This is a genomic window from Lachnoclostridium sp. Marseille-P6806 (assembly GCF_900625025.1).
GTDB lineage: Bacteria > Bacillota > Clostridia > Lachnospirales > Lachnospiraceae > CAG-791.
Map to the genome: position 1 here is coordinate 220,309 of NZ_LR130576.1, position 23,524 is coordinate 243,832.

Here is a 23,524-nt window from a genome sequence, read left to right on the forward strand (position 1 = left end):
ATGCCTGCTGTTTTATGCCGCCCGCCGCGGCCCGTTGACCGGCGCCTTACACGCTCACAAGCCGGAACAGCTTTGCCGAGTGCGGCGCCATCCGGATCGGGATGCGGTCGTCCGTCTCGCCGAGTTCTGCCCCATCCCAGAGCTCCGTCACGGCATACCGGCCCTCGAGCTCGAGCTCCGCAAGGCTCAGAACATAGCTCTCCTCCCAGCCCGCCGTGCTGAACAGCGCCGCATACGTGCACTCTCCGTCCGCGTCCTCCGCTTTCCATACGATATGACTGCGGTTTCTCACCATCTGCCGCGCGTTCCGGCTCCGCCTCGTCAGCGCGAGCACCTCGTCGTTCGTGATAAGAGAGCGCGTCCACTCATCCATGTCATTCAGCTCGCAGCCAAGCATCAGCGGCGACCGGAAGATGCACCAGAGGGTCATCATCGTCCTCTGCTCCTCCCGCGTGAAGCGCGTCATCCGCCCGCCAAGGCCGTTCTCGCAGCCGATCAGGGACAGATGTCCCAGAGGCAGCATATCGCAGTCCGGAAAGCAGCCCGCCGAGACATGCGGCGCCCACTCGCGGCAGCGCTCGAACATGCCGCAGAGCGCGCCCCAGTCGTCCCAGAAATCATTGGTTATCCGCCACATATTCGCATTTTTCTTAAGATGCTCCGCCTCGGAGAGGAGCGCCGGTCCGGGCGACAGCGACAGGACAATCGGTCTCCCGCAGCGGTCGACGGCACGCCGGATCAGCTCGATCTCATCCCCGCCGTAGCTGAGCGTACTCTCGTCGCCCGCCACGGCATACTTGACACAGATGTCGTCCACCTTGATGAAATCCACGCCCCACGACGCGTAAAGCTCAAGCAGAGAATTGTAATAATCCTGCGCTCCCGGTTTCGTCGCATCGACGCCGTACATATCCGTATTCCAGCTGCAGATTGACGCCGGATGCGCGACCTGACGCGCCGTATACTCCGTCCCCTTTACCGGACAGTTCTGACTGACCGCCTGCCGCGGGATTCCTCTCATAATGTGAATGCCGAATTTCAAGCCTTTCGCATGGACGTACTCCGCGACCGGCGCGAAACCCTTTCCGTCCGCCGCGGACGGGAAGCGGTTCGGCGCGGGCACTGCCCGGCCGTACCCGTCGATACAGATATCGCAGAAATCCTGATAATGCGACGAATCCGCGCTCGGGCAGTACCACTGGATGTCGCAGACAATATATTCCCAGCCGTGCTGCGAAAGATGCTCCGCCATGTAATCAGCATTCTTCTTCAGAATTTCCTCCGTGACGGCCGCCCCGTAGCAGTCCCAGCTGTTCCACCCCATGGGCGGATTGACGGCAAATGAATTTTTGTCTCTCATGCTTCCCTCTTTTCCGCGAGGCGAATTTCAGCTTCGCCGATGCGATCTGCGGCTCGGTGCCGCGTTCTTTGCGGCGGCCTCAGCTGAGCTGCCACCGCGCGTGACTTCCTCTCTCGTCCTTTGTGATGATGAGCTGATCCTCGATCTGCTGCTTCAGCTCGCTGACATGTGAAATGATACCGATGAGCTTTGAGCCCTCCGCCATCTCCTGCAGAACCCGCACCGCCTGATTCCGCGCGTTATCGCTGAGCGAGCCGAAGCCCTCGTCGATGAACATGATCTCCAGATGGAGACCTGCGGCCCCGGTCTCGATCTGATCCGCCATGCCGAGCGCCAGAGACAGCGCCGCCATAAAGGATTCCCCTCCGGAGAGCGAGCGCACCTCATTGAGCCTGCCCGTCACCGTCGAATAGACCATGAGATCCAGCCCGCGGTTTTTCCCCTCTCCGGCCTTTTCGATATCATACAGGCGGAGCTCAAACTGTCCCGCGGACATCTCCCGGAAGCGCCGGTTCGCCGCATGCAGGATCTTCTCCAGCCGGCAGCGCTGGGCAAAGGTCTCGAGATCCATGCGGTTTCCGCTCTCCGTCCCGGAGATCAGCCGGTACAGCGTCCGGAGTCTCCTGTATTCGGAAAGCGCCGTGCTGTGCCGCGCGAGCTTCGGGGCAATTTCCTCCAGCACCTGCTCATTCCTGCGATATTCCCGATCCAGCAGACGGAAACGCTCCTCCGCCTCTCCCAGAGCGCGGTCGTTCTCCTCGCTCTGCCTCCGGAGCTCCTCCGTCACCGGACGCTCCCTGCCTCCGATGCGCTGCGCCGCCTCCTCTTTTGCCCGCTCCGCCACCGCTTTCCGGCTCAGATATTCCGTGAGCGTTTTTTGCAGGCGGTCGGCGTCCTCCGGCGCATGCGCCGCAAAAACAGACTGCCACTCCTCCTCGTCAAGGCGCTTCTCTCTCATTTTCTCTTCATAGCGCAGACGACAGGCCCCGCTTGTCCGCCGCTGCTCCGGAAGCTCCTCCAGAAGCCGGCTGATCCGCGCGCCGCACTCGTTCTGCGCTTTCCGCGCCGCCGCAAGCTCCGCCTGCCGGGCCTCATATCCCGTCTTCGCCTCCACGAGACGGCGCGACGCCTCCTCAAAATACCTCCGCACCTCCTCAGCGGACGAAAATTCGAGCCCCTCTCTCAGCTGAACCGATCTCGCTCTTGCGGCCTGCAGGGCAAGAGCGGCCTCCTGCAGCGCCTCACGGAGCTTCTGCACGGTTCCGTCAAGCTCCTCCATCTCCCGTTCTCCGGCGGTCAGACGCTCCCGCGCCGCAAGCAGCGCTTCATTCTGCTCACGGAGCCGCTTCCCCTCCCGCATGAGCAGCTCCCGGTATCGCGCGGCGAGCCGCTGCGCCGCGCGGACATCCGGAACATCCGGGATATGTTCCGGCGCATCGTCCCCGAAGCCGCCGAGCGCTCTCTGAAACGCCTCCCGCAGGGCAAGAAGTCCGGAGGCAAGGCTTTTTTCTTTCTCACTCTTCACGCTCTGCGCCGCCCGGAGCTCCCCGGCGCGTTTCTCCTGCACGGCGCGCAGGCGCTCCGCCTCTTCCCGGGCCGCGTCGACAGTCTCTCTCCGGATCCCGGAAGACCCGCCTCTGTCCGGGCGGAACGGATGCGGATGCTCTGTCGATCCGCAGACCGGGCAGGGCTTTCCGGGGCGGAGCTGCTCCGCGAGAAAGCCCGCCTGCGCGTCGAGAAAGCTCTGGAGCATCGCTTCGTATTCCCGCGCTTTCCTCCCGCTCTCTTCCCGGATCTCCGCATAGGCCGCCGTCCCCGCACAGACAGCCTCCGCGGCCTCCCGGCACTCGCCCTCCCGCTTCGCAAGCGCCGTGATGTCTCGCTCCAGCGCCGCCTCCGTCCGGCATTTTTCCTCCCACTGTGAAAGAAGCACGGGAACCTGCTCCCCCGCAGCGATCCCGTCCCGCAGGAGACGGGCTTCCTCCTCCAGCTCCGCCTGCCGCTTCCGCGCGCCCTCCTCCCGGAGCCGGAGTCCGTTCAGCGTTTTTTCTCTCTCCGCCTCTTCCGTTTCACAGCTCTGAATCGCCGCAAACTGCCTCTCGGCGCGCTCTACCCGCTCCCTGCGCCGGCTATATTCCGCGAGCTCCCCGTCATAGCGCTCCTTGCTCCCTGCCGCCGCGCGCTCCGCGGTCTCTGCCGTGGCGCTTTTTTCCGGAAGAAGCGCCTGCTCCTTTGCGAGAGCCGTCTCCGTCGCGGCAAGCGCCGCCTCGGCCCCCGCGAGAACTCTTCTCTCCGCCGCAAGCTCCTGCGCCGCCCGTATGCGCGCAATCAGCGCCTCCGCGTTCTTCATTTCCTCTGCGGCTTCCCGGCACGCCGCAAGCTCCCGCTCCGACCGCTCGAGCTGCCCGTAAGCCTCCTCCGTCTGCTGCGCGCGGATCAGCGCCTCCCGCCCCGCATCGCGCTGTTCTCCCATCGTCCGGACCCGCTCCTGCGCCGCCCCGCACTGCGCGCGGAGCGCGCCGCAAAGTGCGCGCAGCTCCCGGACAAAATCCGGAAGAGCGGACAGCTCTCCCTCCTCCAAGCGCCGCTTCGCTTCCGAAAGCTCCGCTTTTTCTCCTCCCTCCTCCGGCACCACGGCCGAGGCTGCAAGCTGCCGGCACTGCGTCTGCAGCTCCTCCGCCTCTTTTTCTTTCGCCGAAAGGCGCGCCCGCAGCTCCTCCGCCGCCGCCTGATAGATTCCGGTGCCGAAGAGCCTGCGGAAAATCACCTTTTTTTCATCGGATTTTGCCCGCAGGAGCGCCATGAACTCGCCCTGCGCGATCATGGCGATCTGTGTGAACTGCTCCTTGGTGAGCCCGACGAGCTCCTCCAGCTTCCGGTCCGTCTCCCGCGACGGATAGACCGTTCCGTCCGGCATGGTCAGCTCTGCGGAGGAGGAAACGAGAATTTCCGACGCCCCGCTCTTTGTCCGGCGTCCCGCGGGGCGCAGATGTCTGGGAACCCGGCGGATCTCGTACACCGCGCCGTCCTCACCGTCGGAAAAGCGAAGCGAGACAAAGGGCTCGATCGCCGTGCTGACAAACTGGCTCTGGAGAATCACGCCCGTCTTCGCATACGCCGTGGAGCTCGCCTCGCCGTACAGAGCAAAGCATATCGCGTCAAAGATCGTCGATTTTCCCGCGCCGGTATCTCCCGTAATGAGAAACAGCCTCTGCGACGGCTGTCTGAAATCAATCGTGGTCTTTTCTCCGTATGAGCCAAAGGCCTGCATGGTAAGCTGCAGTGGACGCATCGTCAGCTCCTCTCCGCTTTCTCCGCCGAAGCAAACACCTCCCGCAGAAGCTCCCGTTCCTCCTCTGAAGTCTCTCCCAGAAACGCAAGGCACAGCGCATAGGGGTCCGTCTCCTGCTCCTCCGACAGCTCCGCCGTATACTCCGCCGAGCGCAGATTCTCCCTCCGGATCTCCAAGAGATACGGAAACGCAAGGCGAAGCCGCTCTTTCATATCAAAGATATCGTGATCCACCCGGTCTGTCAGGCGAACCGAAACGTAATCGTCACAGGACTGTCTCAGAACCTCCTCCAGCCCTCCGCGGAGCACCCGGACGGCGCGGAGCGGCGTAAGAGGAATGAAAGAGATCCGGGGGACAGCGCCTTTCTCTCCAAGCTCCACCGCGACGATCGCCTTGCTCTGCCCCGCCTCATCCACCGAGCAGGCCAGCGGCGTCCCGCAGTAGCGGAAGCGTTCGTCCCCCACGGTCATCGGCTTATGGATATGTCCCAGCGCCGCGTAGTCAAACGGGGACAGCACGTCCGCACCGATCTGGTCGATATTTCCAATCGTCCGGATCTCGGAGCTCATCCTCTCGACCTGTCCCGCATCCGTTCCGGCGGGCAGATAGAACTGATGGCTCACCAGAACATTGCGCTCGCCCACGTCCACCCGCTCCCGGCCAAGCAGCCTGCGGACAGACCTGTCATAGGAGAGATTGTTCCCGTTCTCATCGGTCCCCGTGATCGCCTTTACCATCGAGGGCTTCACAAAGGGCAGCAGATAAAAATGAACCGGGCCCCAGTCGTCCCGCAGCGTCACCCTCTCAATATACTCATCCTCCCGCTGCGGCGGCCTGCCGATCATATAGAGATGCTGGCGCGCAAGGATCCCGCGGTAGCAGTCGAGGCGGGGCGCGCTGTCATGGTTGCCGGAGATCGCCATAATGGCCGTCTCCGGAGACGCCTCCGCGAGCTCGCCGATAAAGCGGTCAAACAGCTCCACGGCCTCGGCGGAGGGAACCGCTTTATCATAGATATCCCCCGCGATCACCACCGCATCCGGTCTCTCCTCCCGCACCCGCTGAACAATCTGCCGCAGAATATACGCCTGATCCTCATACAGATCCCGGTTCAGGAGTTTTAAGCCAATATGCAGATCCGACAAATGGAAAAAACGCATACTTTCCTCTTTCCCGCGAGGCGAATTTCAGATTCGCCGATGCGATCTGCGACTCGGCGCCCCGCACCGATGTCGGGGTTTGAAAGGACTGCATCGGCAGGGAAGAGCAGACGCGGCATGCTCAGACGCCCGAGAGCGCGCCGCGGATGGCCGCCAGAAGCTCCTCATAGGTTTCAAAGGCCGGCAGCTCGGGATGCTCTTTCCGTATCTGCTCCGTGCTGCGGAAGAGGAAGCCCGCCCGGCTCGCCCGGATCATCGCCAGATCGTTGTAGCTGTCGCCGCTCGCAATCGTATCGTAGCCTATGGACTGCAAAGCCCGCACCGTGGCGAGCTTGGAGTCCGCGATCCGCATGCGGAAGCCCGTAATTTCGCCGTCCTCCGCCACTTCCAGCGAGTTGCAGAAGATCGTCGGCCAGCCCAGCTTTTCCATCAGAGGACCCGCAAACTGCGTGAACGTATCGCTGATGATGATAAGCTGCGTCATGCGCCGCAGCTCGTCCAGAAATTCCCGTGCGCCGGGCAGCGGATCGATCCCTGCGATGGTCTGCTGAATCTCTTTCAGCCCCAGACCATGCTCCCGCAGTATCGCAAGCCGCCAGCGCATCAGCCTGTCGTAATCGGGCTCATCCCGCGTGGTGCGGCGAAGCTCCGGGATCCCGCTTGCCTCCGCAAAGGCGATCCATATCTCCGGAACCAGCACTCCCTCCAGATCAAGACAGACAATATCCATTTTCTTCCTTTTCCTTTCCGCCTGCCGCTCTGCCGCAGCGCTCCTCATTGTGCGCTTGACTTCGCGCCTTATTTCGTTATTTCACTGCTCATTCCGCTTCCGGGCTGCGCTTTTCCTGCGGTTTCTCCAAAACATAGGCGGTGCAGCGCCGGTACAGCTCTCTGCTGCAGCGCACATGCACAAGCATCCCGTCCTCGCCGTAATCCAGCACCGTGAAGAGACCGCCGCTTTGAAGCTCCGCCAGAATGCACCCCTCCGAATAGGGGATCCGCATATCGCATTCGATGCTTCCCTCGTCCAGCTTCTGCTCCGTGAGGGCAACCAGACGCCGGATGTCCTCCGGCTTTTTCGCGCAGATCGTGATGCGCCCGTCCTCCGGTCCGATGCCGTCAAAACGCGGAGGAACCTCCCGCTTTGCGGCGTCCGCCGCATCCGCCTTGTTGAAAACAAAAATACGGGGAACCTCCCCGGCCCCGATATCCCGCAGCGTCTCGAGCGTCGTCCTGAGCTGCGCGGCGCAGTCCGGGGCCGAGAGATCCGTAACGATCAGGAGAAGACCGGCAAGCGCGGCGTCCTCCAGCGTCGAGCGGAACGCCCGGACCAGCGCCGTCGGGAGCTTCCTGACAAAGCCCACGGTGTCGGTAAGGAGAAAGGGCCTGCCCTCCTCCCCGGGTTCAATGCGCCGCACCGCCGTATCCAGCGTCGCGAACAGCATGTTCTTTTCCAGAACCTTTTTGTCCTCCGCGCCGCCGTACAGATCGAGCATGGCGTTCATGATGGAGGACTTGCCCGCATTGGTATAGCCCACCAGCGAAACCCGCGGGATCCCCGCGGAGAGACGGCGGCTTCGCTGTGTCGTCCGCTCCCTCTCCACCACGGCAAGCTCCCGGCGAAGCTCCGCCAGCCGGTGCTCGATGCGCCGCCGGTCCAGCTCGATCTTCGTCTCGCCGGCTCCCCGGTTGCTGAGCGCACCGCTCCCGCCGCCCTGCCGTCCCAGCTCCCGGTGCATTCCCTGCAGCCGGGGGAGCATGTACTGGAGCCGCGCGGATTCCACCTGCAGCTTTGCCTCCCTTGTGCGGGCGCGATCTGCAAAAATGCGCAGGATCAATCCCGTGCGATCGATCACCGGCCGGTCGAAAATGTCCGACAGATTCGCAAGCTGCACCGGCGAAATGGCGTCGTTCACGATCACGGCGTCGATCGGCTCCTCCGTGTCCGCCAGCTCCAGATACGCCTTGATCTCCTGCGCCTTGCCCGTGCCGATGTACGTTCCCGCACTGATTTTCGGCACATTCTGCCGGAACAGCTCCCGCACCCGGAACGACGCGGCCTCCGCAAGGCCCTCGAGCTCTCTGAGCGAGCGCTCCTCTTCCTCTGCGGCACCCGGCGCCGCATCCGCCTGCAAATCGTTCCGATGGAGAGAAATCAGAATACAGGAGGCCGACATTTCCGTCATCCCTTAAGTCCTCTCGTCTGGCGGTCCATATCCTCTACGACAATGTCGTAGATCTCGCCCTGCGTGCGGCAGTATTCAAGAACCTGCCACGGCTCGTTGGTGTGAAAGTGAATCTTGATCAGCTCCTCATCCCCCGCAACCAACAGGCAGTCCCCTTTCAGATGCTCCGAGATATAATCGCGGATCACATCCTCGTCGAGCTCTCCGCCCTCCGCCGCATCGATCAGAAGCTGCGTATCATAACGAAATTCCAGCATGTCCGTTTTTTCCTTTCTTCCGCATAAAAGCTTTCGTGTAAAAGTCACGCCGCGATGCACTTAACCGCAGAGAGCCTGCGCTAAAGAAGCACCAGCTCCGTCAGAAAAACCGCTGCGCAGGCGCTGACGGCTACCGTAAAGAGATCGCCGCTGATCAGCGCTGCCGCCGCCGCGGCCCCGAGCGCCGCCGCTCCCGACCACACGCTTCCGGTCGCGGAAAGGATCGCGGGGAAAGTCATCACCGCCAGCGTAACATAAGGAACATAATAAAGAAACGACCGGATCCTGATATCTGTGATCTCTTTTCGCAGAAAGAGAAAGGGAAGCACCCGGATCAGATAGATCGTCACGGCCATGACGAGAAGAGATAAACTGACGCTGCGGCTCATACGCGTTCCTCCTGACTGTCTGTTCTCTCTCCGCGCACCGGCCTGCCCTGTCCGTCGACCGGCCGGAGCCACGCCGCGGCGGACGAGAGCGCCACCGTAAGCAGAATCACACGGAAGCCCGCGGAAATCTGCCTCAAGCCCGGCAGCGCCGAAAAGAGCCAGCTCGACAGCATGGCCGCGGCGATCAGACCGCCCATGAAGCGGCTCCTCTTCGCCGGCGGCAGAATGATGGCGAGAAACATGCCGTAGAGCGCAACATTCATCGCGCTGGCGGCTCTCGCCGGCAGAATATTGCCCGCCTCGACGCCGAGAACGGTTCCAAGGCACCACCCCGTGACAGAAACAAGCATCGCACCCCATGTATAGACCGGATTGAGAGCTCCCGGCACCGCGGAGGAGATGCCGAACAGCTCGTCCGTCACACAAAGGGCCAGCAGAAAGCGCTTCCAGAAAGGCTCCTCCGGGCGGAGCTTCTGCGTGAGCGAGCAGCTCATCAGGAGATAGCGCAGATTGATCACCAGCGTCGTCGCGACCATTTCGATCAGCCCCGCTCCCGCTCCGATCAGCATCAGCGCGGCATACTCTCCCGCCGAGGCCACCATGCCGAGCGACATGAAGAAGCTCTGTACCGCATCAAGCCCCGTATTCTTCGCCGCGATTCCGATAGTGAAGCCGACCGCAAGATAACCCATGCCGATCGGTATGCCGTCCCGCAGCCCCCGGAGCGTCCACGCACCGGCATCGCCGTATTCCGGCCAGCGGCAGCCGGCCGCCGGTGTACCTGCGGTCCTTTTTTCATTGTCATTCATATTTTTATACATATTTTTCCATCGTCACGTAGAGCTTCCCTTTGCGGCTGGTTCCCGAAACGCCCCGGTAAATCATCCTGCCGAAGCCCCGGACCGAGATCACGTCCCCCTCCCCCGGCGAGGCGCTTCCGTTTTCCGTCACGGCCCCGTTCACAAATACCCTCCCCGCACGGAAAAGCTCCAGACTCTGCGAACGGGACAGTTTGAGGAGCTGTGCAAGAATCGCATCCAGCCGCTCCGACGCCACCGGAAACGTCTCCTCCGCAAGCTTTGGCCGGAGCGCCTCCGGAACCGCCGGCGCGGGCTCGCAGGAGACGCGCGTGTGACGGATCTGCGTCAGGTTCTCCGCAAGGAACGGCGCAACCGATCGCTCGGCAAAGAGATAGGCCGTCTTTTTGTCGATCAGAATATCGCCCAGCACCCGCCGTTCAATTCCCAGATGCAGGAGCGCCCCGAGATAGTCCCTGTGGCTCAGCTCCTCGCCGAATTTCTCATGAAGCGACGCAATACGGAGCACTGCGATCGGAAACGGCTCCTCATAGCCGAACGTCTCCGGGTTTCCGAAGCGGAGCATGACCCGCTCCGCCCCCTCCCGTCCGCCGGATACCGAAACGACGCCGGGAAGCTTCTGACAGACCGCCCACTCGTTTCCGGCGCCGTCCCGCCCGGTGCGCAGGCGCCTGCCTGCCGCCGCAAAGGCCTCCGCCTGCTCCGCCTCATTCAGAAAATCTGTGAAGAGGTACTGCTGCCTGCGTTCGGACTGCTCCGCCAGCTCAAGAATCCGTTTGCGAATCCATTCCTCTGCCATAATGCCTCTTTGCTATGATGCCTCTTTGATATAATGCCTCTTTGCTGCGCTGTCCCTTTGCCGCTGCGCTTTGGGATGCCCGCGGAATATTCTGATTATTTTTACCTTATCATCCGCTTGTTGCGTCATTTCTTTCCCGAAACTATAATAAAATTTATAGATATCATCCGCTTGGCAGAATGCCGTTTCCTTATCATAGCCATAAAATTGACAGACATAAAACATTTTTATCCGGTGCCGCTTATGAGTGAACAGAGTCTTTCTCTTCTCGGTATTGCCGCAGTTTTTCTCCTCCTCGTGCTGATCCCGCTTCTCGGCTATCTGATCCGGAAGCTCAGCTTCCGTCTTCAGGTAAACGGAACGCTCCGCACGAAGCGCCTCGACGAGCAGTCCGCTGCCGCCGCGGAGGAGGACCGGACCGGCCGCAATCACGATGTCACGCCCTATATCGACGCGGAGACGCAGTCCAACATCCATCACCATTTCCCGTAAACCGTCGGTCTAAAGCCGCTCCGCTCAGACGAACGGATTGTAGAACCGGCTGCCGTCCCGGAACGTGAACCACAGCGCGAATACGGCAAAAACCGCCGTAAACGCCAGCACAAGCCGGTCATTCCGCCGAAGCGGCCTTGCGCAGTACCAGCTGCGCTTTTTCTTTTTGCCGAAGCCGCGCAGCTCCATGGCGTTCGACACCATATCGATGCGCTCCATCGTCGTAAAGAGAAGAGGAAAGATGATCGCCGAGGTCCGCCGGATCCGGTCCGTCAGCCTCGCCTTGCCGCTCATGTCGATGCCCCTCGCCTCCTGCGCGTTCCGTATTCTGTGAAATTCGTCCTGAATATCCGGAATATAGCGCAGCGCGATCGCAATCGAATAGGCGACGCTGTAACTGATTCCGATGCCGTTTAACGAGGCCGCGAACTCTGACGGGTCCGTCGTAACCATAAAGGTGAACACCGCCGGAATGATGGTGAAATACTTGATCAGCACGTTCAGGAGATAAAACAGCTCCTCCGCCGTAAGATCATAGCCCGCAAGCAGATGGCAGAGCACGGTCTTCGTCCCGTAAACGGCCGTCCCCTGATACGGCGACATGATAAAGATCGCCGCGAGATTCAGCGCCATAAACACCATGATGAGCCGGAACACCGCCCCGACCTGCCGCCATTTCGTCTTTGCCGCCGCGTTGACGGCAAGGCTGACGGCGATCATGAGGAGCAGAATCCGCGTGTCATAGGTCAGCGCACTCACCACGCACCAGACAAGAAAAAACAGGAGCTTCGTGACGCCGCTCAGCTCGTGGATCCACGTATCCTTTTTCTCATAAGAAAGTATTCTCGCCATCAGCCCTTTTTCTCCCGCTCATACGCAATAAAGCGCTCTACAAATTCTGACGGCTCCGGAATCCCGCAGCGCAGCGCCAGCTCATAGAGAGAGGTCTCCTTGAGATCCGCCTGCGCCGTGATCGCCGCGTCCGTGAGGACATGGGCGGGCGTGTCGTCCGTGACAAGACGCCCCTCCGAAATCACGATCGCGCGGTCGGTATATTCCAGCATGAGGTGCATGTCATGGGTGATCATCAGAATCGTGATCCCCAGCTCGCGGTTGATCCGGCGCAGAAACTCCATGATTTCCGTGTAGTGCGCGTAATCCTGCCCCGCCGTCGGCTCATCGAGGATGAGAATTTCCGGATTCATGACAAGGATCGCCGCGATGGATACCCGCTTTTTCTGACCGAAGCTGAGCGCCGAGACCGGCCAGCTGCGCATCTCGTAGAGGCCGCAGATCCGCAGCGTTTCAAGGACTCTGCGCTTTACCTCCTCCTCCGGAACGCCGCGCACGGCAAGCCCCAGCCCTGCCTCCTCCATGATCATCGGCTTGCTGATCATCTGGTTCGGACTCTGCATGACAAGTCCGATCCTCTCCCCCCGCTCCTTGATGGAGAGCGGCGCGATATCCTCCCCGTTCAGGAGAATCTGTCCCTCCGACGGCGCGTGAAATCCGCAGATCAGCGAGGAGAGCGTGGACTTCCCCGCCCCGTTCCGTCCGACGAGCGCCGCCATCTCGCTCTTTCTGAGAACAAAGCTCACATCGCGCAGCACCGGCTCCCCGGAGGGATAAGAAAAGCTCACATGCCGGATCTCCAGCGCCGGCGGATTCTCATTCTTCCGCTGCCTGCGGGGCGCTTTTCGGAACCATTCCCTCACGGACGCCGCGTACGGCGCAAGATTCATGGTCTCCACATGCGCCGGATGATCCTCCGGCACAATGGCTCCGCCCGCATAGCGGATCGCCGTGACATAGAGCGGCTCGCGCACGCCCTGCTGCTCCAGAATATCCGTGCACAGCAGCTCGTCCGGCCGCATGTCCGCGACAATCCTGCCCTCGCTCATGACGACGATGCGGTCCACATCCCGGTACAGCACATCCTCAAGGCGATGCTCGACGATGATTGCCGTCACATCCCTCTGCCGCATGACTGTATCGATCAGCGCAATGGTTTTCTTCCCCGTAGCGGGGTCCAGATTGGCGAGCGGCTCATCAAAGAGCAGCACCCTCACATCATCCACCATGACGCCGCCGAGCGACACTCTCTGCTTCTGCCCGCCGGAAAGCTCGCCCGGCGCATGGGAAAGGAGCTTCGATACACTGACCACATCCGCGATCTCCGCGACGCGCCGACGGAGCTCTGCCTGCGGCACCGCGTCATTCTCCGGGGCAAAGGCGAGGTCCTCCGCCACCGTAAGGCCGATGAACTGTCCGTCCGTATCCTGCAGCACCGTGCCGACCTGTCTCGACATACCGAACACGCCGGCTCTCGCCGGGTCCTCCCCGCAGACGGTCAGCGTCCCTGACGTTTCTCCGTGAAAGGAGCAGGGAATCAGGGCATTGATGCAGTGCACCAGCGTGGACTTGCCGCAGCCCGAGGGCCCGGCAATGAGAATCTTTTCCCCCGGATAAATCGCAAGGTCAATATCCCGGAGCGTCGGCTCGGTCTGGGAACGATAACGAAAGGAATATTTTTTGAACTCGATAATGGGCTTCATGAAACCATCCTGATCGGAAATCTCCGTCCTTTATCCGTCCGGGGCATTCGGCCCGAACGCGCTCTGCGCCCCGGATCTTTGCGGCGTCAGCATGTCTAATATACCGCAAAACACGAATGAACGCCATAATCAAAGAAAGCGCCGCCCCATAAAGAACGTGCATGCAGAAGCGCATCAAGAAAGCTCCCCTGCCTCGGAGATGAGGGGCAGAGGAGCTCTGCATATGAATCGGCTTCTGTGAATCAGCTTTTGTGAATCAGCTTTTATGAATTACCGAGGCGTCCATTGCGGACAGCGACGTACAGCCGGTGCAGGCCATGACATAGGCAAGCTGCTTCGTCACGTTCCGGAGATATTCCGCCATCCCCTCCGCGCCGCCGTCTCTGATGGCCGTCATCAGCGGCCTCCCGATCCCGACCGCCGTCGCGCCGAGCGCCAGCGCCTTGAACGCATCCATACCGGTTGCAATCTCGTCGTCCACAAAAATCGGGATGCGCCCTCCGACCGCTTTCCGAATCTCTCCGAGCGCCATGAGCGGCGGCACGGCATACCCGATCCGGTTGTTATGATGGGAAAGAAGAACGCCGCCAGCGCCCGCCGACAGGCTCCGGTCCGCATCCCGCACGCTGAGAACCCCCTTGACGATCAGAGGGAGCTTCGTGCTCCGGCAGAGCTCTCCGAGCTCCGCCGTCGTCATGGCTTTCATCTCGAAGCCGTCCACAAAATCCGGCGCACCGCCCTCCGCAAACGGGTGGTCGATATCAATGCCCACCGCGAGAAGCCGCTGCTTTTCGGCATGCTCGATCTTGCGGAAGATCAGATCCCTGTCCCGGTAGGGCTTGATGATCTCGACGACGGCCGGACTCTTGCCGGCGACAAGCTCGATCTCCTCCTTCGAGGACATTCCGATCCACGTCACCACGCCGGCTCCGGCTGCCCCCTCCGCGTATTTCTCTGTGCTGCCCGGCTCCATGAAATGATCCAGATGGGACAGCGCCGCCGTCATGACCGGCGTCGGAAATGTCCTGCCGTAGAGCTGCAGCGTCGTATCCGGCGCCGCGGCATCGAGATACCGCGTCTCCACCAGCAGCGAATCAAGATATTCTCTTGTAATCCGGTTTGAATTGCCTGCATTCATCGCTTCTCCTTTCTGCCTGCGCAAAGGCACAAAGACTTCTGTGCTATGAGTATACCGCAGCTCTCCCCGAAACGGCACGCACACAAATTGCTTTTGCTCCGGATCTTTTGCCCCGAAGCCCATGCCCCGCGCTCAGCTCCCGGAACGGTCCCCGGTCCTTTTGAAGAGCTTGTCCGTCAGAACGCAGAGCACCACGGTGACCGCGATGTCCGGCGCGCTGCTGCCAAGGGGCGTGTCCACACGCATCAGAATGCGGTACAGTGCAAAGCCGATCATCCAGATCACAATATTGCGGACGGCAAATTTTTCCTCTCCGCGGTCCCTGTGCAGGATAAAGAAATCCGCGATCTGAATGGCGATCATCGGGGCAAACACAGAGCCGATGAGATACAGGAAATTCGTGATATTATCCATGTTGAAGAGCATGGCAAGCACGGTGCCGGCGGCAGCCACCACCGCGGCGGCCGTTTTTCCCTTTATCCCCGCCCGGAGTGATTCGGCGGAGATTCCCGCCGACCACGCATCGAGAAAGGTCGTCGTGACGGTCGACAGGATGAGAATCGCCAGCGCCGCGATGCCGAGCCCCGCCTTTGCCATGACCGAGGCGATGTCGTATTCGCCGGTAAAAATTGCCGCGCCCATGCCGATGACATACATCCAGCAGGAAACCGCACCGTAGACGAGAACGCTCGTCAGTGTTGCTTTCACGGGCTCCTTTGCTTCCCTCGTGTAGTCACTGATGAGCGGCAGCCATGAAAGGGGCATCGCCGCCGCAAGCTCGACCGCAGCGCCGAAGCGCAGCGCCTCTCCGGCTTCTGCCGCCGCGGCGTTCCCCGCGTCCTTAAAGATCACGGCGCTCAGCACAAGCGTCAGGAGAAAGAGCGCTCCCATCGAAATATAATTCAATGCCCCCAGTTCCGTGAGACCCACGAGTATCCATATGAGGATCAGCACACCGATGACCAGCGCCCAGATCCATGCGCCGATTCCGAAAATCTCATTGGTCGCCGCCGCGCCGTCATAGATCATGATGGCCGTCCAGCCGACGAGCTGCAGCACATTCATGAGGGCAAAAAACTGTCCGCCCTTTCCGCCGAAGCTCATCTTGACCGTCTCCATCGCGCTCCGTCCCGTCCGGGCGCCGATCATGCCCGCAAGGAACATGAGCGCACCGCCGATGAGGTGCCCGAGAAGTATGGCAAGCAGCCCTTTTGTCATTCCGAGGGGCGCAAAATATGTTCCGGTCAGAATCTCCGCGATGGAAACGCCCGCACCGAACCACACCAGCCCCGACTGCACCGCCGTCATCTTTTTACCGTTTACCGTTTCTTTCATCTCTTATCCGCCATTTCCGCGATATCCGCTCTGTGTGCCGGCCCCCGCTGTTCCGGAGCCGCCTGTTGTCCGTCCGTTCCCTCACTCCGCCTCTTCCATGAATCTTCCTCCCTGATCAAAGGCATGATTCATCGGTCCGCAGCCATGTCCGAGGTCGAGCATGGCGTCGAGCGCGCCGGAGATATAGTCCTTGGCCCGCTCCACCGACGCATCCAGAGAGAAGCCCTTGGCCAGATTGGCTGCAATGGCGGATGAGAGCGTGCAGCCGGTTCCGTGGGTGTTCGGATTATCGATCCGCTTCCCCTCGAACCATCTGCCCTGCCCGTCCCGATAGAGAAAATCACTGGCGTCGCTGACGCGGTGTCCGCCCTTGCAGAGCACGGCGCAATGATAGCGCTCCGAAATCAGCTTCGCCGCGTGCATCATATCCTCCCTGCTCTGCACCGCCGTCTCCGCCAGTATCTCCGTCTCCGGAATATTGGGCGTCAGAACCGTCGCGAGCGGAAGAAGCTCCGCTTTCAGCGTCTCCACCGCATCGTCGCTGATGAGCTTCGCCCCGCTGGTCGCAACCATCACCGGATCGACCACGAGAAAACGGGGACGATAAAATTTTAATTTTAATGAAATGGCATGAATAAGCCGACTCTCCGATACCATTCCGATCTTGACTGCATCCGGGAAGATATCGGTGAAAATCTCGTCGAGCTGAGCCTCCAGAAATTCCGGGGTGGAATTCATGATTGCCGTTACGCCGGTCGTATTCTGCGCCGTCAGGGCCGTGATCGCGCTCATGGCATAAACGCCGTTCGCCATCATGGTCTTGATATCTGCCTGAATGCCGGCGCCTCCGCTGGAATCACTTCCCGCGATAGATAATGCTGTTCTCATACTGCCTCCTTTATGTTAAGAACCCATTACTTTTATAGAGCGGCAGAAGGTGGTGCCCCCGGTCTGCCGCTGTGCTGCCCTGCTTTTCCCTCCGTCCGGGAAAGGTCTTTACCCGTCCACAAGCTGGCGCAGGGCGTCCAGTGCCTTGGTTTTTGCAAGAACGGCGACCAGCACCGCTGCAAGGATCGTTCCTCCCGCCGTGCTCACGAGAAACGGAAGCACATAGGCGAAGAGCGCCGCCTCCTTTCCCATGAAAAGCGTCGCCACGGGAAACGCCAGCAGACCGCCGATCACGCCGGTCCCGAAAATCTCCGCCAGATACGTGGGCAGGAGCTTCCCTGAAAAGCGCCAGCACAGGCCGCAGCAGAGCGCTCCGACCATGCTGCCCGGAAAAGCCAGCAGGGTTCCGGTTCCCATCAGGTTCCGGAAGAGAGACGCCGCAAACGCGATGCCGACGCCCCACCACGGCCCCAGAAGAACCGCCGCCAGCACGTTGACCATATGCTGCACCGGAAAGCACTTGGACGCTCCCACCGGGATATAGAAGCCCGACAGGACGAGAATCAAAGCGACGAACATGCCGGATGCCGCCAGCTTCTTAACATTTTTTGTCTTCAAATATTTTTCCCCTCCTATATTTATTGCTGCTGTTTTTGAAACATATGTTTTTAAAAACGCTCCGAAGAGCCGGCTTAACAGATAAAAAAGTCCCGGCGGCGCGAACGCTCCTCCCTCTCTCTGATCAGGGCGCTGCATTCAGAGCTTCTCCGCCTCTGCCCGCAGGCGCTTCGCCGCGCCGCGGATGTCCTTTGTCGCAAAGATTCCCGATATAACCGCGGCCCCGGCGAGGCCGGATCCCCGGAGCCGGCTGATATTCTCCGCATCAATCCCTCCGATGGCGACGACCGGAATCTTCACCGCCGCTGTGATTTCCGCATATTCCGAAAGAGTGATCGGCCGGGCATCCGTCTTGACCCGCGAGCCGAACGCCGCGCCGCACCCCAGATAGTCGGCGCCCTGCGCCTCCGCCCGAAGCGCCTCTTCCACATTGTGCGCCGTCGCGCCCACAATCCGCTCCGGACCGAGCAGCGCCCGGGCGCTGCCAACGCTCATATCCTCCTGCCCGACATGCACGCCGTCGGCGCCCAGTGTCGCGCAGAGCTCTGCATCATCATTGATGAGAAACGGAACGCCATAGCGTCTGCATACAGTCTGCAGCGCCTCCGCCTCCTGCCGCAGCGCCTCCCCGGCAAGGAGCTTCTCCCTGAGCTGCACCATGGTAACGCCGCCAAGCAGAGCCTCCTCCACCGCCCCGACGAGCGTCCTGCCCCCGAGCCATCTCCGATCCGTGACCGCGTACAGTCTCAGCGCTTCCCGCTGTAATGCCATGTTTTTCCCTTTCTGCTCCGTCCCGCCGCTCACCGGCTCAGCGCATCGATCAGATACATCCGGAATGTTCCCGTGCCGATATGACCGAACAGGCACATCTCCCGTTCCGCCGTCTCCGCCGCGAGGTCATACGTCAGGACGGCATCACAGACGGACCGGTGCCGTTCCTCCGAAGATACATCATTCCCTCCCGCCGCCAGCGCCGCCGCAATAAACGCCGACAGCATGCAGCCGCTCCCTGTGACCCGCGTCAGAAGCGGCGTCCCGCGGGAGCAAAGAGCAATCTCTCCCCCCGTGACAATGCGGTCCGTCCCGCCGGTCACCGCCAGTGTGCAGGAAAGCCGCCGTGAGAGCGCACGCAGCTCCTCGTCCGCCAGCGCCGGAGACGAGGCCTCCACGCCTCGCGACGGCACCGCGCTCTCTTCCCTGCCGGCGTCTCCTCCCGCCGCGCCGCCAACTCCCATAAGGCCGCCGATTGCCGCGAGCTCGGAGCGATTCCCCCGGATGCAGGCAAAGCGGATGTCCGCGAGAAGCCGCCGCAGTATCTGCGCCCGGTATTCCGAAGCCCCCGCGCCGACGGGATCAAGCACAACGGGAATCCCTTTCCGGTTTGCGGCGTCCGCCGCCCGCAGCATTCCCTCCACGCGACGGTCGTTCGGCGTTCCGATATTGAGAAGCAGGCCGTCTGCCAGCGCCGCAAGCTCAGCGCTCTCTTTCGGATCCTCGGCACAGACCGCCGACGCTCCGCAGGCCAATACTGCGTTGACCACATCCGTCACCGTAACGCTGTTTGTCAGAATATGAATGAGCGGCCGAGCCTCACGGATCCGCCGCACGGTGTGCGCCGCGATCTCTCCGGCCTCCGGAGCCTCCGCCCCGCAGTTTGTACGTCTCTCTTTCATTCCGCCGTCTCCCGTTCCTTTTCCGATATCAGATTTTCAAACATCAGCTTCTCAGACATCAAAAAATCCCCTGTGCATTTCTGCAAGGGGATTCCCTTCTCCGACACACAGAGCGCATCTTAACGAGCGGCTTTTCACCGCGCCGCGCATCCGCACATGCACAGCGCACCGCCCGGCAGACAGCCTCTGCGCGTCAGATAAACAGCTTCCTTACGCCGGTATTATCCGGTTCAAGTAATGAGGGTCGCGGCCGCCGGCACATCCCGGATGCCCTTAAAAGCCGCGTCTCAGCATTTGCTCCCCTAGCACGATATTCTTTTTGAATAACTTAGAGCACGGGAACCGGAAAGTCAATATCCCGAAGCTCTTGTTCCTGATTTTGTACGCGGTGCCGCGGCACCGCTCCGTCCCATTCCGGCTTCGTCCATCCCGCGTCAGTTCTCTTTCTTAAGGCTCCCCGACTTTCCGGCCACATTGGAATACGCGGCCATCAGGAGAGTCCCCAGAATGCCGATGATGATGACGTTGCCGAGGAACGCGAAGATCCCCTGCACGAAGACCTTGGAAACCGGCTCCGCATAGACCAGAATATCGAGCACCGGAGCTGCCGCAATCCACGCCGCCGCGTTGGCAATGACCTGCACGACATTAAAGAGAACGATATTTCCCTTTGAAAAGCCGCCCTCGCGGACCGCGAACTTCTTTGCAAACAATCCCACCGGAATCGCCACGACCGCCTCCGGGAACACCCAGCTCCACCACACGGAGCCATAGAAGATCGCGTCTCCGAGCGTATGTCCCAGAAGACCGATCACCGCTCCCACCCACGGGCCGAACACGGCGGAGAGAAACGCCAGAACCGCCATGCGGGGCTGCAGATAGGTATTGGGAATCCCGATGGGAATCTGAACCTCCGTCAGAACAACAAACAGCGCCGTACCGATACCGGCCGCCACAACCTCCCTGATGCCGAATTTCTTCATGCCTGTATCCTCCTCATAAGATGCAGAAATCACAACACTGCAAGTATAGCACAGAGCGCTCCGCCGCACGACGGACAAAACGCCGGATGTTTATATTTTTTTAATATTCTTTTCCTCTCAGATGCCTTGCTTTCGGCCGCCGCATCGTTAGAATTACACATATTGAATACGAATCGGAAGCGCCGCGCAAGGGCCGGATTATATGAAAGTGGGTGAAATGTCTCTATGAACAAGGATCAGTGGAAATACAGGATATCCCGTTTTTTTGCGGGGAGATACGGCTATGATCTGCTGGGGAAGTTTCTGCTTCACTGCGCGCTGATCCTGATTCTCCTCTCCTCCTTTGTCCGTTTTCTGCGCTGGATGAATCTTCCCGCGCTGATCCTCATCGTCTGGGCGTACTTCCGGATCCTCTCCCGCAGCACCGCCGCCCGTTCCCGGGAAAATCAGCGCTATCTTGCATGCCGCGCCCGGTTTTCCTCTCTGACGGGTCGGTATTTTCCCTTTCTGCGGGGCTCTGCGGCGCGTTTTACCGCAGCTCTCCGCCGCTTCGCCTCGAAGCTCGCCGGGCTCTTTTCCCGCCTCTTCGCGGCGCGGCGCTATCATATTTACCGCTGTCCGGGCTGCGGTCAGAAGCTCCGCATTCCCCGGGGAAAAGGCAGGATTATGATTCGCTGTCCGCGCTGCGGCACAGAATTTCAGAAGCGCTCCTGACCGGTTCTTTCACGGCAGTACTTTCACCGCAAGATTTCTTTTGAATATCAATCCGGGGTATAATTCAGAAATGTTCGGATATATTGTCGTCAACCAGCCGGAGCTCCGTCTCCGCGAACTTGAGCTTTACCGCTCCTACTACTGCGGCCTGTGCCGCGTCCTGAAGCAGAAATACGGCGCGGCAGGGCAGCTCACGCTCAGCTATGATACGACGTTCCTGACGCTCCTCCTGTCCGGCCTGTATGAGCCGGAGGATACGGAGGGCGATACGCGCTGCGCGGCTCACCCCTTTGAGAGGCATGCGACGCGGATCAATGAATTCACGGAATACGCCGCGGATATGAACGTCATCCTCTCCTATTGGTCCTGCATCGACGACTGGAAAGATGAACGCCGTCTCCGGAAGCTCTTCTTCGCAAAGCTCCTCTCGCGCCGCAGCAGGGCGGCCGCCTCCCGCCTCCGGGAAAAATCGGACGCCATTGCCCTGCAGCTTCGCCGCCTTGGCGAGGAGGAAAAACGGCCGGATGCCGACCTTGACACACTGAGCGGATGCTTCGGAGAGATCATGGCGGAGGCGCTTGCCTGCCGGCACGACGACTGGGAACCCACGCTCCGCCGCATGGGTTTTTTCCTCGGAAAGTTCATCTATATCATGGATGCGTGGGATGATCTGGAAAAGGATCGGAAAAGCGGCGCCTTTAATCCGCTGCTCCGCCTCGCCGCGCAGATGAACGACGATCCGGACGACTATGAGGACGACTTCGACCGCCATATAAAACATCTGCTCACGATGATGATGGCGGAATGCGCCAAATGCTTTGAGACGCTTCCCATCGTGAAAAACGCGGAGCTGCTGCGCAATATCCTCTATTCCGGCGTGTGGACGCAGTGGAACCGGAAAACCGCGGCATCCGCCGCAGCCAAGACCGGAACGCCCCGTCCCGGCGCCTGATCTTACAACAACATTCTCACGGAGATTCCTGCTTTATGTCAGATCCATATGTCACGCTCGGGATATCCCGGAGCGCCTCGGATGAAGAGATCAAAAAAGCCTACCGCAGCCTCAGCCGCAAGTATCATCCGGATGCCAATGTCAGCAATCCGAACAAAGCGCAGGCCGAGGAAAAATTCAAGGAGGTGCAGGCTGCCTATCAGCAGATCATGTACGAAAAGCAGCATCCCTACGCCTCCTCCGACGCCTCGTCTGCCGGCGCTTCCTCCTACGGGCCGCGTTCCTCCGGAAATTCCTCCTACGGCTACGGGCGGTACAGCGGCTACGGCGACTGGAGCGACTTCTGGAATCAGTTCGGCGATTTCTGGAACGGCTCCTACGGCTACCGGGAATACAGCGGCGGGCCGGGCCGCGCCGGCAGCACCGAGGATGAAGAACGGCTGCACTATCAGGCGGCCGCCAATTTCATCAATGCCCGCCACTACCGCGAAGCGGTCAACGTCCTGAACAGCATCCCGAACCGCACCGCGCAGTGGTACTATTACAGCGCCGTGGCAAGCGCAGGACTCGGAAATAATGTGTCCGCCCTGCAGTTTGCGCGCACGGCGGCCCGCATGGAACCGGGCCGCGCCGTCTACCGGGACCTTGCAGAACGCCTGCAGGCGGGGAGCGGCTGGTATGAAGCGCGGCAGGCCTCCTATTCCATGCCGGCCGCCGGTTCGGCCCGCTGGTGCCTGCGCCTCTGCATCCTCAACGCCGTGCTGAATTTCTTCCTCAACCTGTTCTGCGGCGGTTCCATCTGCTGCGGAGGACTGCCCTGATCGGGAACTTCCCCTCTCTGCTCCCCGCCTGCATCAATACAATTCTTATATCTCGCCTACGGTTTTTCCCTCGTAGACCGAGCCTTTCACAATAATCTGGCGGGTCAGCGTCGTCCGCGGGCGCTCGATCTGCAAAATCAGCTCCCGCGCGGCCTCCATTCCCATTCTTTCGGCATCCTGCCGAATCGTCGTGAGCTGCGGCTCTATATGACGCGCGATACGGATGCCGTCATATCCCGCGACGGAAATATCCTCCGGGATCGACAGCCCGCGCTCCTTGATCGCATTGATTCCTCCAAAGGCCGAAAAATCATCCGGATACAGAATACAGGTCGGCGGCTGCGGAAGATCCAGAAGCTCCTCCGTCTGCCGCGCCGTCTCATCCGTATTGCGGTACGGCGCCTCGCGGATATATTCATCCGGGATCTCAAGTCCCAGCTCGTCCGCCGTTTTGAAAAAGCTGGAGACACGCCCCTGCGTAACCGAGGAATCCAGCCCATGGATGAACGAGATCCTGCGGTGCCCCTTCCCGTAGACATAGCTGAGCAGGTCGCGCATACCGCCGACATTATCGGACAGAATCGCCGTGCGGTTGTTGAACATGTGGTCGATCGTCACGACCGGAATATCGCTGCGCACCAGCTCCAGAACCTCCGGATCGTAAAAATTTACGCAGGCGATGCAGACCCCGTCAAAGCCCCGGTATCTCGCGTGCGCCAGATACGACATGCGGTTGGAGCGGGTCTTGTTTCCGTTGATAAAGGTAATGTCATAGCCCATAGACTCTGCTTTTCGCTTGAAACTGTCGAGAATATAGGCAAAGAAATCATGCGTCAGACCATTCTGCGCCTCATCGACGAAGAGCATGCCGATGTTGTAGGTCCGGTTTGTCTTGAGCGCCTTGGCTGCGGAATTGGGATAATAACCGAGCTCCGCCGCCACCTCTTTGATATGTGCTTTCGTCTCCGCACTGATGTCGTTGTGATTATTAAGTGCCTTGCTGACCGTTGCGATGGAAACACCGCAGGCAGCAGAAATATCTTTCAGTGATACCATACTTCCCCCGTTCTATTTCTCCTGCATGCCGCGCCGGC

The 23,524-nt window shown here is 60.5% G+C and carries 23 protein-coding genes and 1 riboswitch; of the genes, 4 read left to right on the forward strand and 19 right to left on the reverse strand.

Annotation, left to right across the window (positions count from 1 at the left end; genetic code table 11):
- Positions 1 to 46: 46 nt before the first annotated feature.
- The 9 genes from E0E20_RS05085 to E0E20_RS05125 form a co-directional block, all read right to left on the reverse strand.
- Positions 47 to 1,360, reverse strand: a complete 1,314-nt coding sequence (locus E0E20_RS05085; RefSeq protein ID WP_130837124.1) for a glycoside hydrolase family 27 protein — start codon at positions 1,358 to 1,360, stop codon at positions 47 to 49.
- A 79-nt stretch (positions 1,361 to 1,439) separates the two neighbouring features.
- Positions 1,440 to 4,652 carry an AAA family ATPase gene (locus tag E0E20_RS05090; protein WP_130837125.1) on the reverse strand — a complete coding sequence of 1,071 codons (3,213 nt, stop codon included), beginning with the start codon at positions 4,650 to 4,652 and terminating at the stop codon, positions 1,440 to 1,442.
- Between the two features lie 2 nt (positions 4,653 to 4,654).
- The gene (locus tag E0E20_RS05095) at positions 4,655 to 5,812 is read right to left on the reverse strand and encodes an exonuclease SbcCD subunit D (protein WP_130837126.1); all 1,158 of its coding nucleotides are present in this window, start codon (positions 5,810 to 5,812) and stop codon (positions 4,655 to 4,657) included.
- A 121-nt stretch (positions 5,813 to 5,933) separates the two neighbouring features.
- Positions 5,934 to 6,542, reverse strand: coding sequence for a bifunctional phosphoserine phosphatase/homoserine phosphotransferase ThrH (gene thrH, locus E0E20_RS05100; RefSeq protein WP_130837127.1), 609 nt, complete (start codon positions 6,540 to 6,542; stop codon positions 5,934 to 5,936).
- 88 nt (positions 6,543 to 6,630) lie between these two features.
- A complete protein-coding gene (gene hflX / locus E0E20_RS05105) occupies positions 6,631 to 7,998 on the reverse strand; it encodes a GTPase HflX (protein ID WP_130837128.1) in 1,368 nt (455 codons plus the stop codon).
- Positions 7,995 to 8,255, reverse strand: coding sequence for a kinase to dihydroxyacetone kinase (locus E0E20_RS05110; protein ID WP_130837129.1), 261 nt, complete (start codon positions 8,253 to 8,255; stop codon positions 7,995 to 7,997). Before E0E20_RS05110 ends, hflX begins: the two co-directional genes overlap by 4 nt.
- 80 nt (positions 8,256 to 8,335) lie before the next feature.
- Positions 8,336 to 8,644 carry an AzlD domain-containing protein gene (locus tag E0E20_RS05115; RefSeq protein WP_130837130.1) on the reverse strand — a complete coding sequence of 103 codons (309 nt, stop codon included), beginning with the start codon at positions 8,642 to 8,644 and terminating at the stop codon, positions 8,336 to 8,338.
- On the reverse strand, positions 8,641 to 9,336 hold the full coding sequence (locus tag E0E20_RS05120) for an AzlC family ABC transporter permease (RefSeq protein WP_334295336.1): 696 nt from the start codon (positions 9,334 to 9,336) through the stop codon (positions 8,641 to 8,643). The genes E0E20_RS05115 and E0E20_RS05120 overlap by 4 nt, the downstream gene beginning before the upstream one ends.
- Positions 9,337 to 9,457: 121 nt before the next feature.
- A complete protein-coding gene (locus E0E20_RS05125) occupies positions 9,458 to 10,261 on the reverse strand; it encodes a YlmH/Sll1252 family protein (protein ID WP_130837131.1) in 804 nt (267 codons plus the stop codon).
- A 243-nt stretch (positions 10,262 to 10,504) separates the two neighbouring features.
- On the opposite strand from E0E20_RS05125, the gene E0E20_RS05130 reads away from it, so the two are divergent.
- Positions 10,505 to 10,753 carry a hypothetical protein gene (locus E0E20_RS05130; RefSeq protein WP_130837132.1) on the forward strand — a complete coding sequence of 83 codons (249 nt, stop codon included), beginning with the start codon at positions 10,505 to 10,507 and terminating at the stop codon, positions 10,751 to 10,753.
- A 24-nt stretch (positions 10,754 to 10,777) separates the two neighbouring features.
- Here E0E20_RS05130 and E0E20_RS05135 read toward each other — a convergent pair whose 3' ends face one another.
- The 9 genes from E0E20_RS05135 to E0E20_RS05175 form a co-directional block, all read right to left on the reverse strand.
- The gene (locus tag E0E20_RS05135) at positions 10,778 to 11,605 is read right to left on the reverse strand and encodes an energy-coupling factor transporter transmembrane component T family protein (RefSeq protein WP_130837133.1); all 828 of its coding nucleotides are present in this window, start codon (positions 11,603 to 11,605) and stop codon (positions 10,778 to 10,780) included.
- Positions 11,605 to 13,308: an ABC transporter ATP-binding protein gene (locus E0E20_RS05140; protein ID WP_130837134.1), complete on the reverse strand. Its 1,704-nt coding sequence runs from the start codon at positions 13,306 to 13,308 to the stop codon at positions 11,605 to 11,607. The genes E0E20_RS05135 and E0E20_RS05140 overlap by 1 nt, the downstream gene beginning before the upstream one ends.
- A gap of 256 nt (positions 13,309 to 13,564) precedes the next feature.
- Complete coding sequence (locus E0E20_RS05145; RefSeq protein WP_130837135.1) at positions 13,565 to 14,446, reverse strand: alpha-hydroxy acid oxidase; 882 nt, start codon at positions 14,444 to 14,446, stop codon at positions 13,565 to 13,567.
- Positions 14,447 to 14,578: 132 nt separating this feature from the next.
- On the reverse strand, positions 14,579 to 15,781 hold the full coding sequence (cytX, locus tag E0E20_RS05150) for a putative hydroxymethylpyrimidine transporter CytX (protein ID WP_130837136.1): 1,203 nt from the start codon (positions 15,779 to 15,781) through the stop codon (positions 14,579 to 14,581).
- Between the two features lie 81 nt (positions 15,782 to 15,862).
- The gene (gene thiD / locus E0E20_RS05155) at positions 15,863 to 16,669 is read right to left on the reverse strand and encodes a bifunctional hydroxymethylpyrimidine kinase/phosphomethylpyrimidine kinase (protein WP_130837137.1); all 807 of its coding nucleotides are present in this window, start codon (positions 16,667 to 16,669) and stop codon (positions 15,863 to 15,865) included.
- A gap of 108 nt (positions 16,670 to 16,777) precedes the next feature.
- A complete protein-coding gene (gene thiW, locus E0E20_RS05160) occupies positions 16,778 to 17,287 on the reverse strand; it encodes an energy coupling factor transporter S component ThiW (protein ID WP_278045055.1) in 510 nt (169 codons plus the stop codon).
- A 138-nt stretch (positions 17,288 to 17,425) separates the two neighbouring features.
- Positions 17,426 to 18,058 carry a thiamine phosphate synthase gene (thiE, locus tag E0E20_RS05165; protein ID WP_130837139.1) on the reverse strand — a complete coding sequence of 211 codons (633 nt, stop codon included), beginning with the start codon at positions 18,056 to 18,058 and terminating at the stop codon, positions 17,426 to 17,428.
- Positions 18,059 to 18,087: 29 nt separating this feature from the next.
- A complete protein-coding gene (locus E0E20_RS05170) occupies positions 18,088 to 18,960 on the reverse strand; it encodes a hydroxyethylthiazole kinase (protein ID WP_130837140.1) in 873 nt (290 codons plus the stop codon).
- A 190-nt stretch (positions 18,961 to 19,150) separates the two neighbouring features.
- A riboswitch (TPP riboswitch) is annotated at positions 19,151 to 19,274 on the reverse strand.
- A 120-nt stretch (positions 19,275 to 19,394) separates the two neighbouring features.
- Positions 19,395 to 19,943, reverse strand: a complete 549-nt coding sequence (locus tag E0E20_RS05175; RefSeq protein ID WP_130837141.1) for an ECF-type riboflavin transporter substrate-binding protein — start codon at positions 19,941 to 19,943, stop codon at positions 19,395 to 19,397.
- 225 nt (positions 19,944 to 20,168) lie between these two features.
- On the opposite strand from E0E20_RS05175, the gene E0E20_RS05180 reads away from it, so the two are divergent.
- The 3 genes from E0E20_RS05180 (at position 20,169) to E0E20_RS05190 (ending at position 22,430) form a co-directional block, all read left to right on the forward strand.
- A complete protein-coding gene (locus E0E20_RS05180) occupies positions 20,169 to 20,657 on the forward strand; it encodes a hypothetical protein (protein WP_130837142.1) in 489 nt (162 codons plus the stop codon).
- 70 nt (positions 20,658 to 20,727) lie between these two features.
- Positions 20,728 to 21,609 (forward strand): DUF5685 family protein, encoded by an 882-nt coding sequence (locus E0E20_RS05185; protein ID WP_130837143.1) that lies wholly within the window; start codon positions 20,728 to 20,730, stop codon positions 21,607 to 21,609.
- Between the two features lie 35 nt (positions 21,610 to 21,644).
- The gene (locus E0E20_RS05190) at positions 21,645 to 22,430 is read left to right on the forward strand and encodes a J domain-containing protein (RefSeq protein ID WP_130837144.1); all 786 of its coding nucleotides are present in this window, start codon (positions 21,645 to 21,647) and stop codon (positions 22,428 to 22,430) included.
- Between the two features lie 45 nt (positions 22,431 to 22,475).
- On the opposite strand, the gene E0E20_RS05195 is transcribed toward E0E20_RS05190, so the two are convergent.
- On the reverse strand, positions 22,476 to 23,486 hold the full coding sequence (locus tag E0E20_RS05195) for a LacI family DNA-binding transcriptional regulator (protein ID WP_130837145.1): 1,011 nt from the start codon (positions 23,484 to 23,486) through the stop codon (positions 22,476 to 22,478).
- Positions 23,487 to 23,524 lie beyond the last annotated feature (38 nt).

Bases quoted from the DNA above. Each gene is read 5' to 3' on its own strand.
- hflX (WP_130837128.1), bottom strand. From the start codon at position 7,998: ATGACGGAAATGTCGGCCTCCTGTATTCTGATTTCTCTCCATCGGAAC.
- cytX (WP_130837136.1), bottom strand. From the start codon at position 15,781: ATGAAAGAAACGGTAAACGGTAAAAAGATGACGGCGGTGCAGTCGGGG.
- E0E20_RS05085 (WP_130837124.1), bottom strand. From the start codon at position 1,360: ATGAGAGACAAAAATTCATTTGCCGTCAATCCGCCCATGGGGTGGAAC.
- E0E20_RS05185 (WP_130837143.1), top strand. From the start codon at position 20,728: ATGTTCGGATATATTGTCGTCAACCAGCCGGAGCTCCGTCTCCGCGAA.
- E0E20_RS05095 (WP_130837126.1), bottom strand. From the start codon at position 5,812: ATGCGTTTTTTCCATTTGTCGGATCTGCATATTGGCTTAAAACTCCTG.
- E0E20_RS05190 (WP_130837144.1), top strand. From the start codon at position 21,645: ATGTCAGATCCATATGTCACGCTCGGGATATCCCGGAGCGCCTCGGAT.
- E0E20_RS05090 (WP_130837125.1), bottom strand. From the start codon at position 4,652: ATGCGTCCACTGCAGCTTACCATGCAGGCCTTTGGCTCATACGGAGAA.
- E0E20_RS05130 (WP_130837132.1), top strand. From the start codon at position 10,505: ATGAGTGAACAGAGTCTTTCTCTTCTCGGTATTGCCGCAGTTTTTCTC.
- E0E20_RS05195 (WP_130837145.1), bottom strand. From the start codon at position 23,486: ATGGTATCACTGAAAGATATTTCTGCTGCCTGCGGTGTTTCCATCGCA.
- thiE (WP_130837139.1), bottom strand. From the start codon at position 18,058: ATGGCATTACAGCGGGAAGCGCTGAGACTGTACGCGGTCACGGATCGG.
- E0E20_RS05180 (WP_130837142.1), top strand. From the start codon at position 20,169: ATGAACAAGGATCAGTGGAAATACAGGATATCCCGTTTTTTTGCGGGG.
- E0E20_RS05140 (WP_130837134.1), bottom strand. From the start codon at position 13,308: ATGAAGCCCATTATCGAGTTCAAAAAATATTCCTTTCGTTATCGTTCC.
- E0E20_RS05145 (WP_130837135.1), bottom strand. From the start codon at position 14,446: ATGAATGCAGGCAATTCAAACCGGATTACAAGAGAATATCTTGATTCG.
- thrH (WP_130837127.1), bottom strand. From the start codon at position 6,542: ATGGATATTGTCTGTCTTGATCTGGAGGGAGTGCTGGTTCCGGAGATA.
- E0E20_RS05175 (WP_130837141.1), bottom strand. From the start codon at position 19,943: ATGAAGAAATTCGGCATCAGGGAGGTTGTGGCGGCCGGTATCGGTACG.
- thiD (WP_130837137.1), bottom strand. From the start codon at position 16,669: ATGAGAACAGCATTATCTATCGCGGGAAGTGATTCCAGCGGAGGCGCC.
- E0E20_RS05125 (WP_130837131.1), bottom strand. From the start codon at position 10,261: ATGGCAGAGGAATGGATTCGCAAACGGATTCTTGAGCTGGCGGAGCAG.
- E0E20_RS05120 (WP_334295336.1), bottom strand. From the start codon at position 9,336: ATGGGTTATCTTGCGGTCGGCTTCACTATCGGAATCGCGGCGAAGAAT.
- E0E20_RS05170 (WP_130837140.1), bottom strand. From the start codon at position 18,960: ATGAAAGAGAGACGTACAAACTGCGGGGCGGAGGCTCCGGAGGCCGGA.
- E0E20_RS05115 (WP_130837130.1), bottom strand. From the start codon at position 8,644: ATGAGCCGCAGCGTCAGTTTATCTCTTCTCGTCATGGCCGTGACGATC.
- E0E20_RS05110 (WP_130837129.1), bottom strand. From the start codon at position 8,255: ATGCTGGAATTTCGTTATGATACGCAGCTTCTGATCGATGCGGCGGAG.
- E0E20_RS05135 (WP_130837133.1), bottom strand. From the start codon at position 11,605: ATGGCGAGAATACTTTCTTATGAGAAAAAGGATACGTGGATCCACGAG.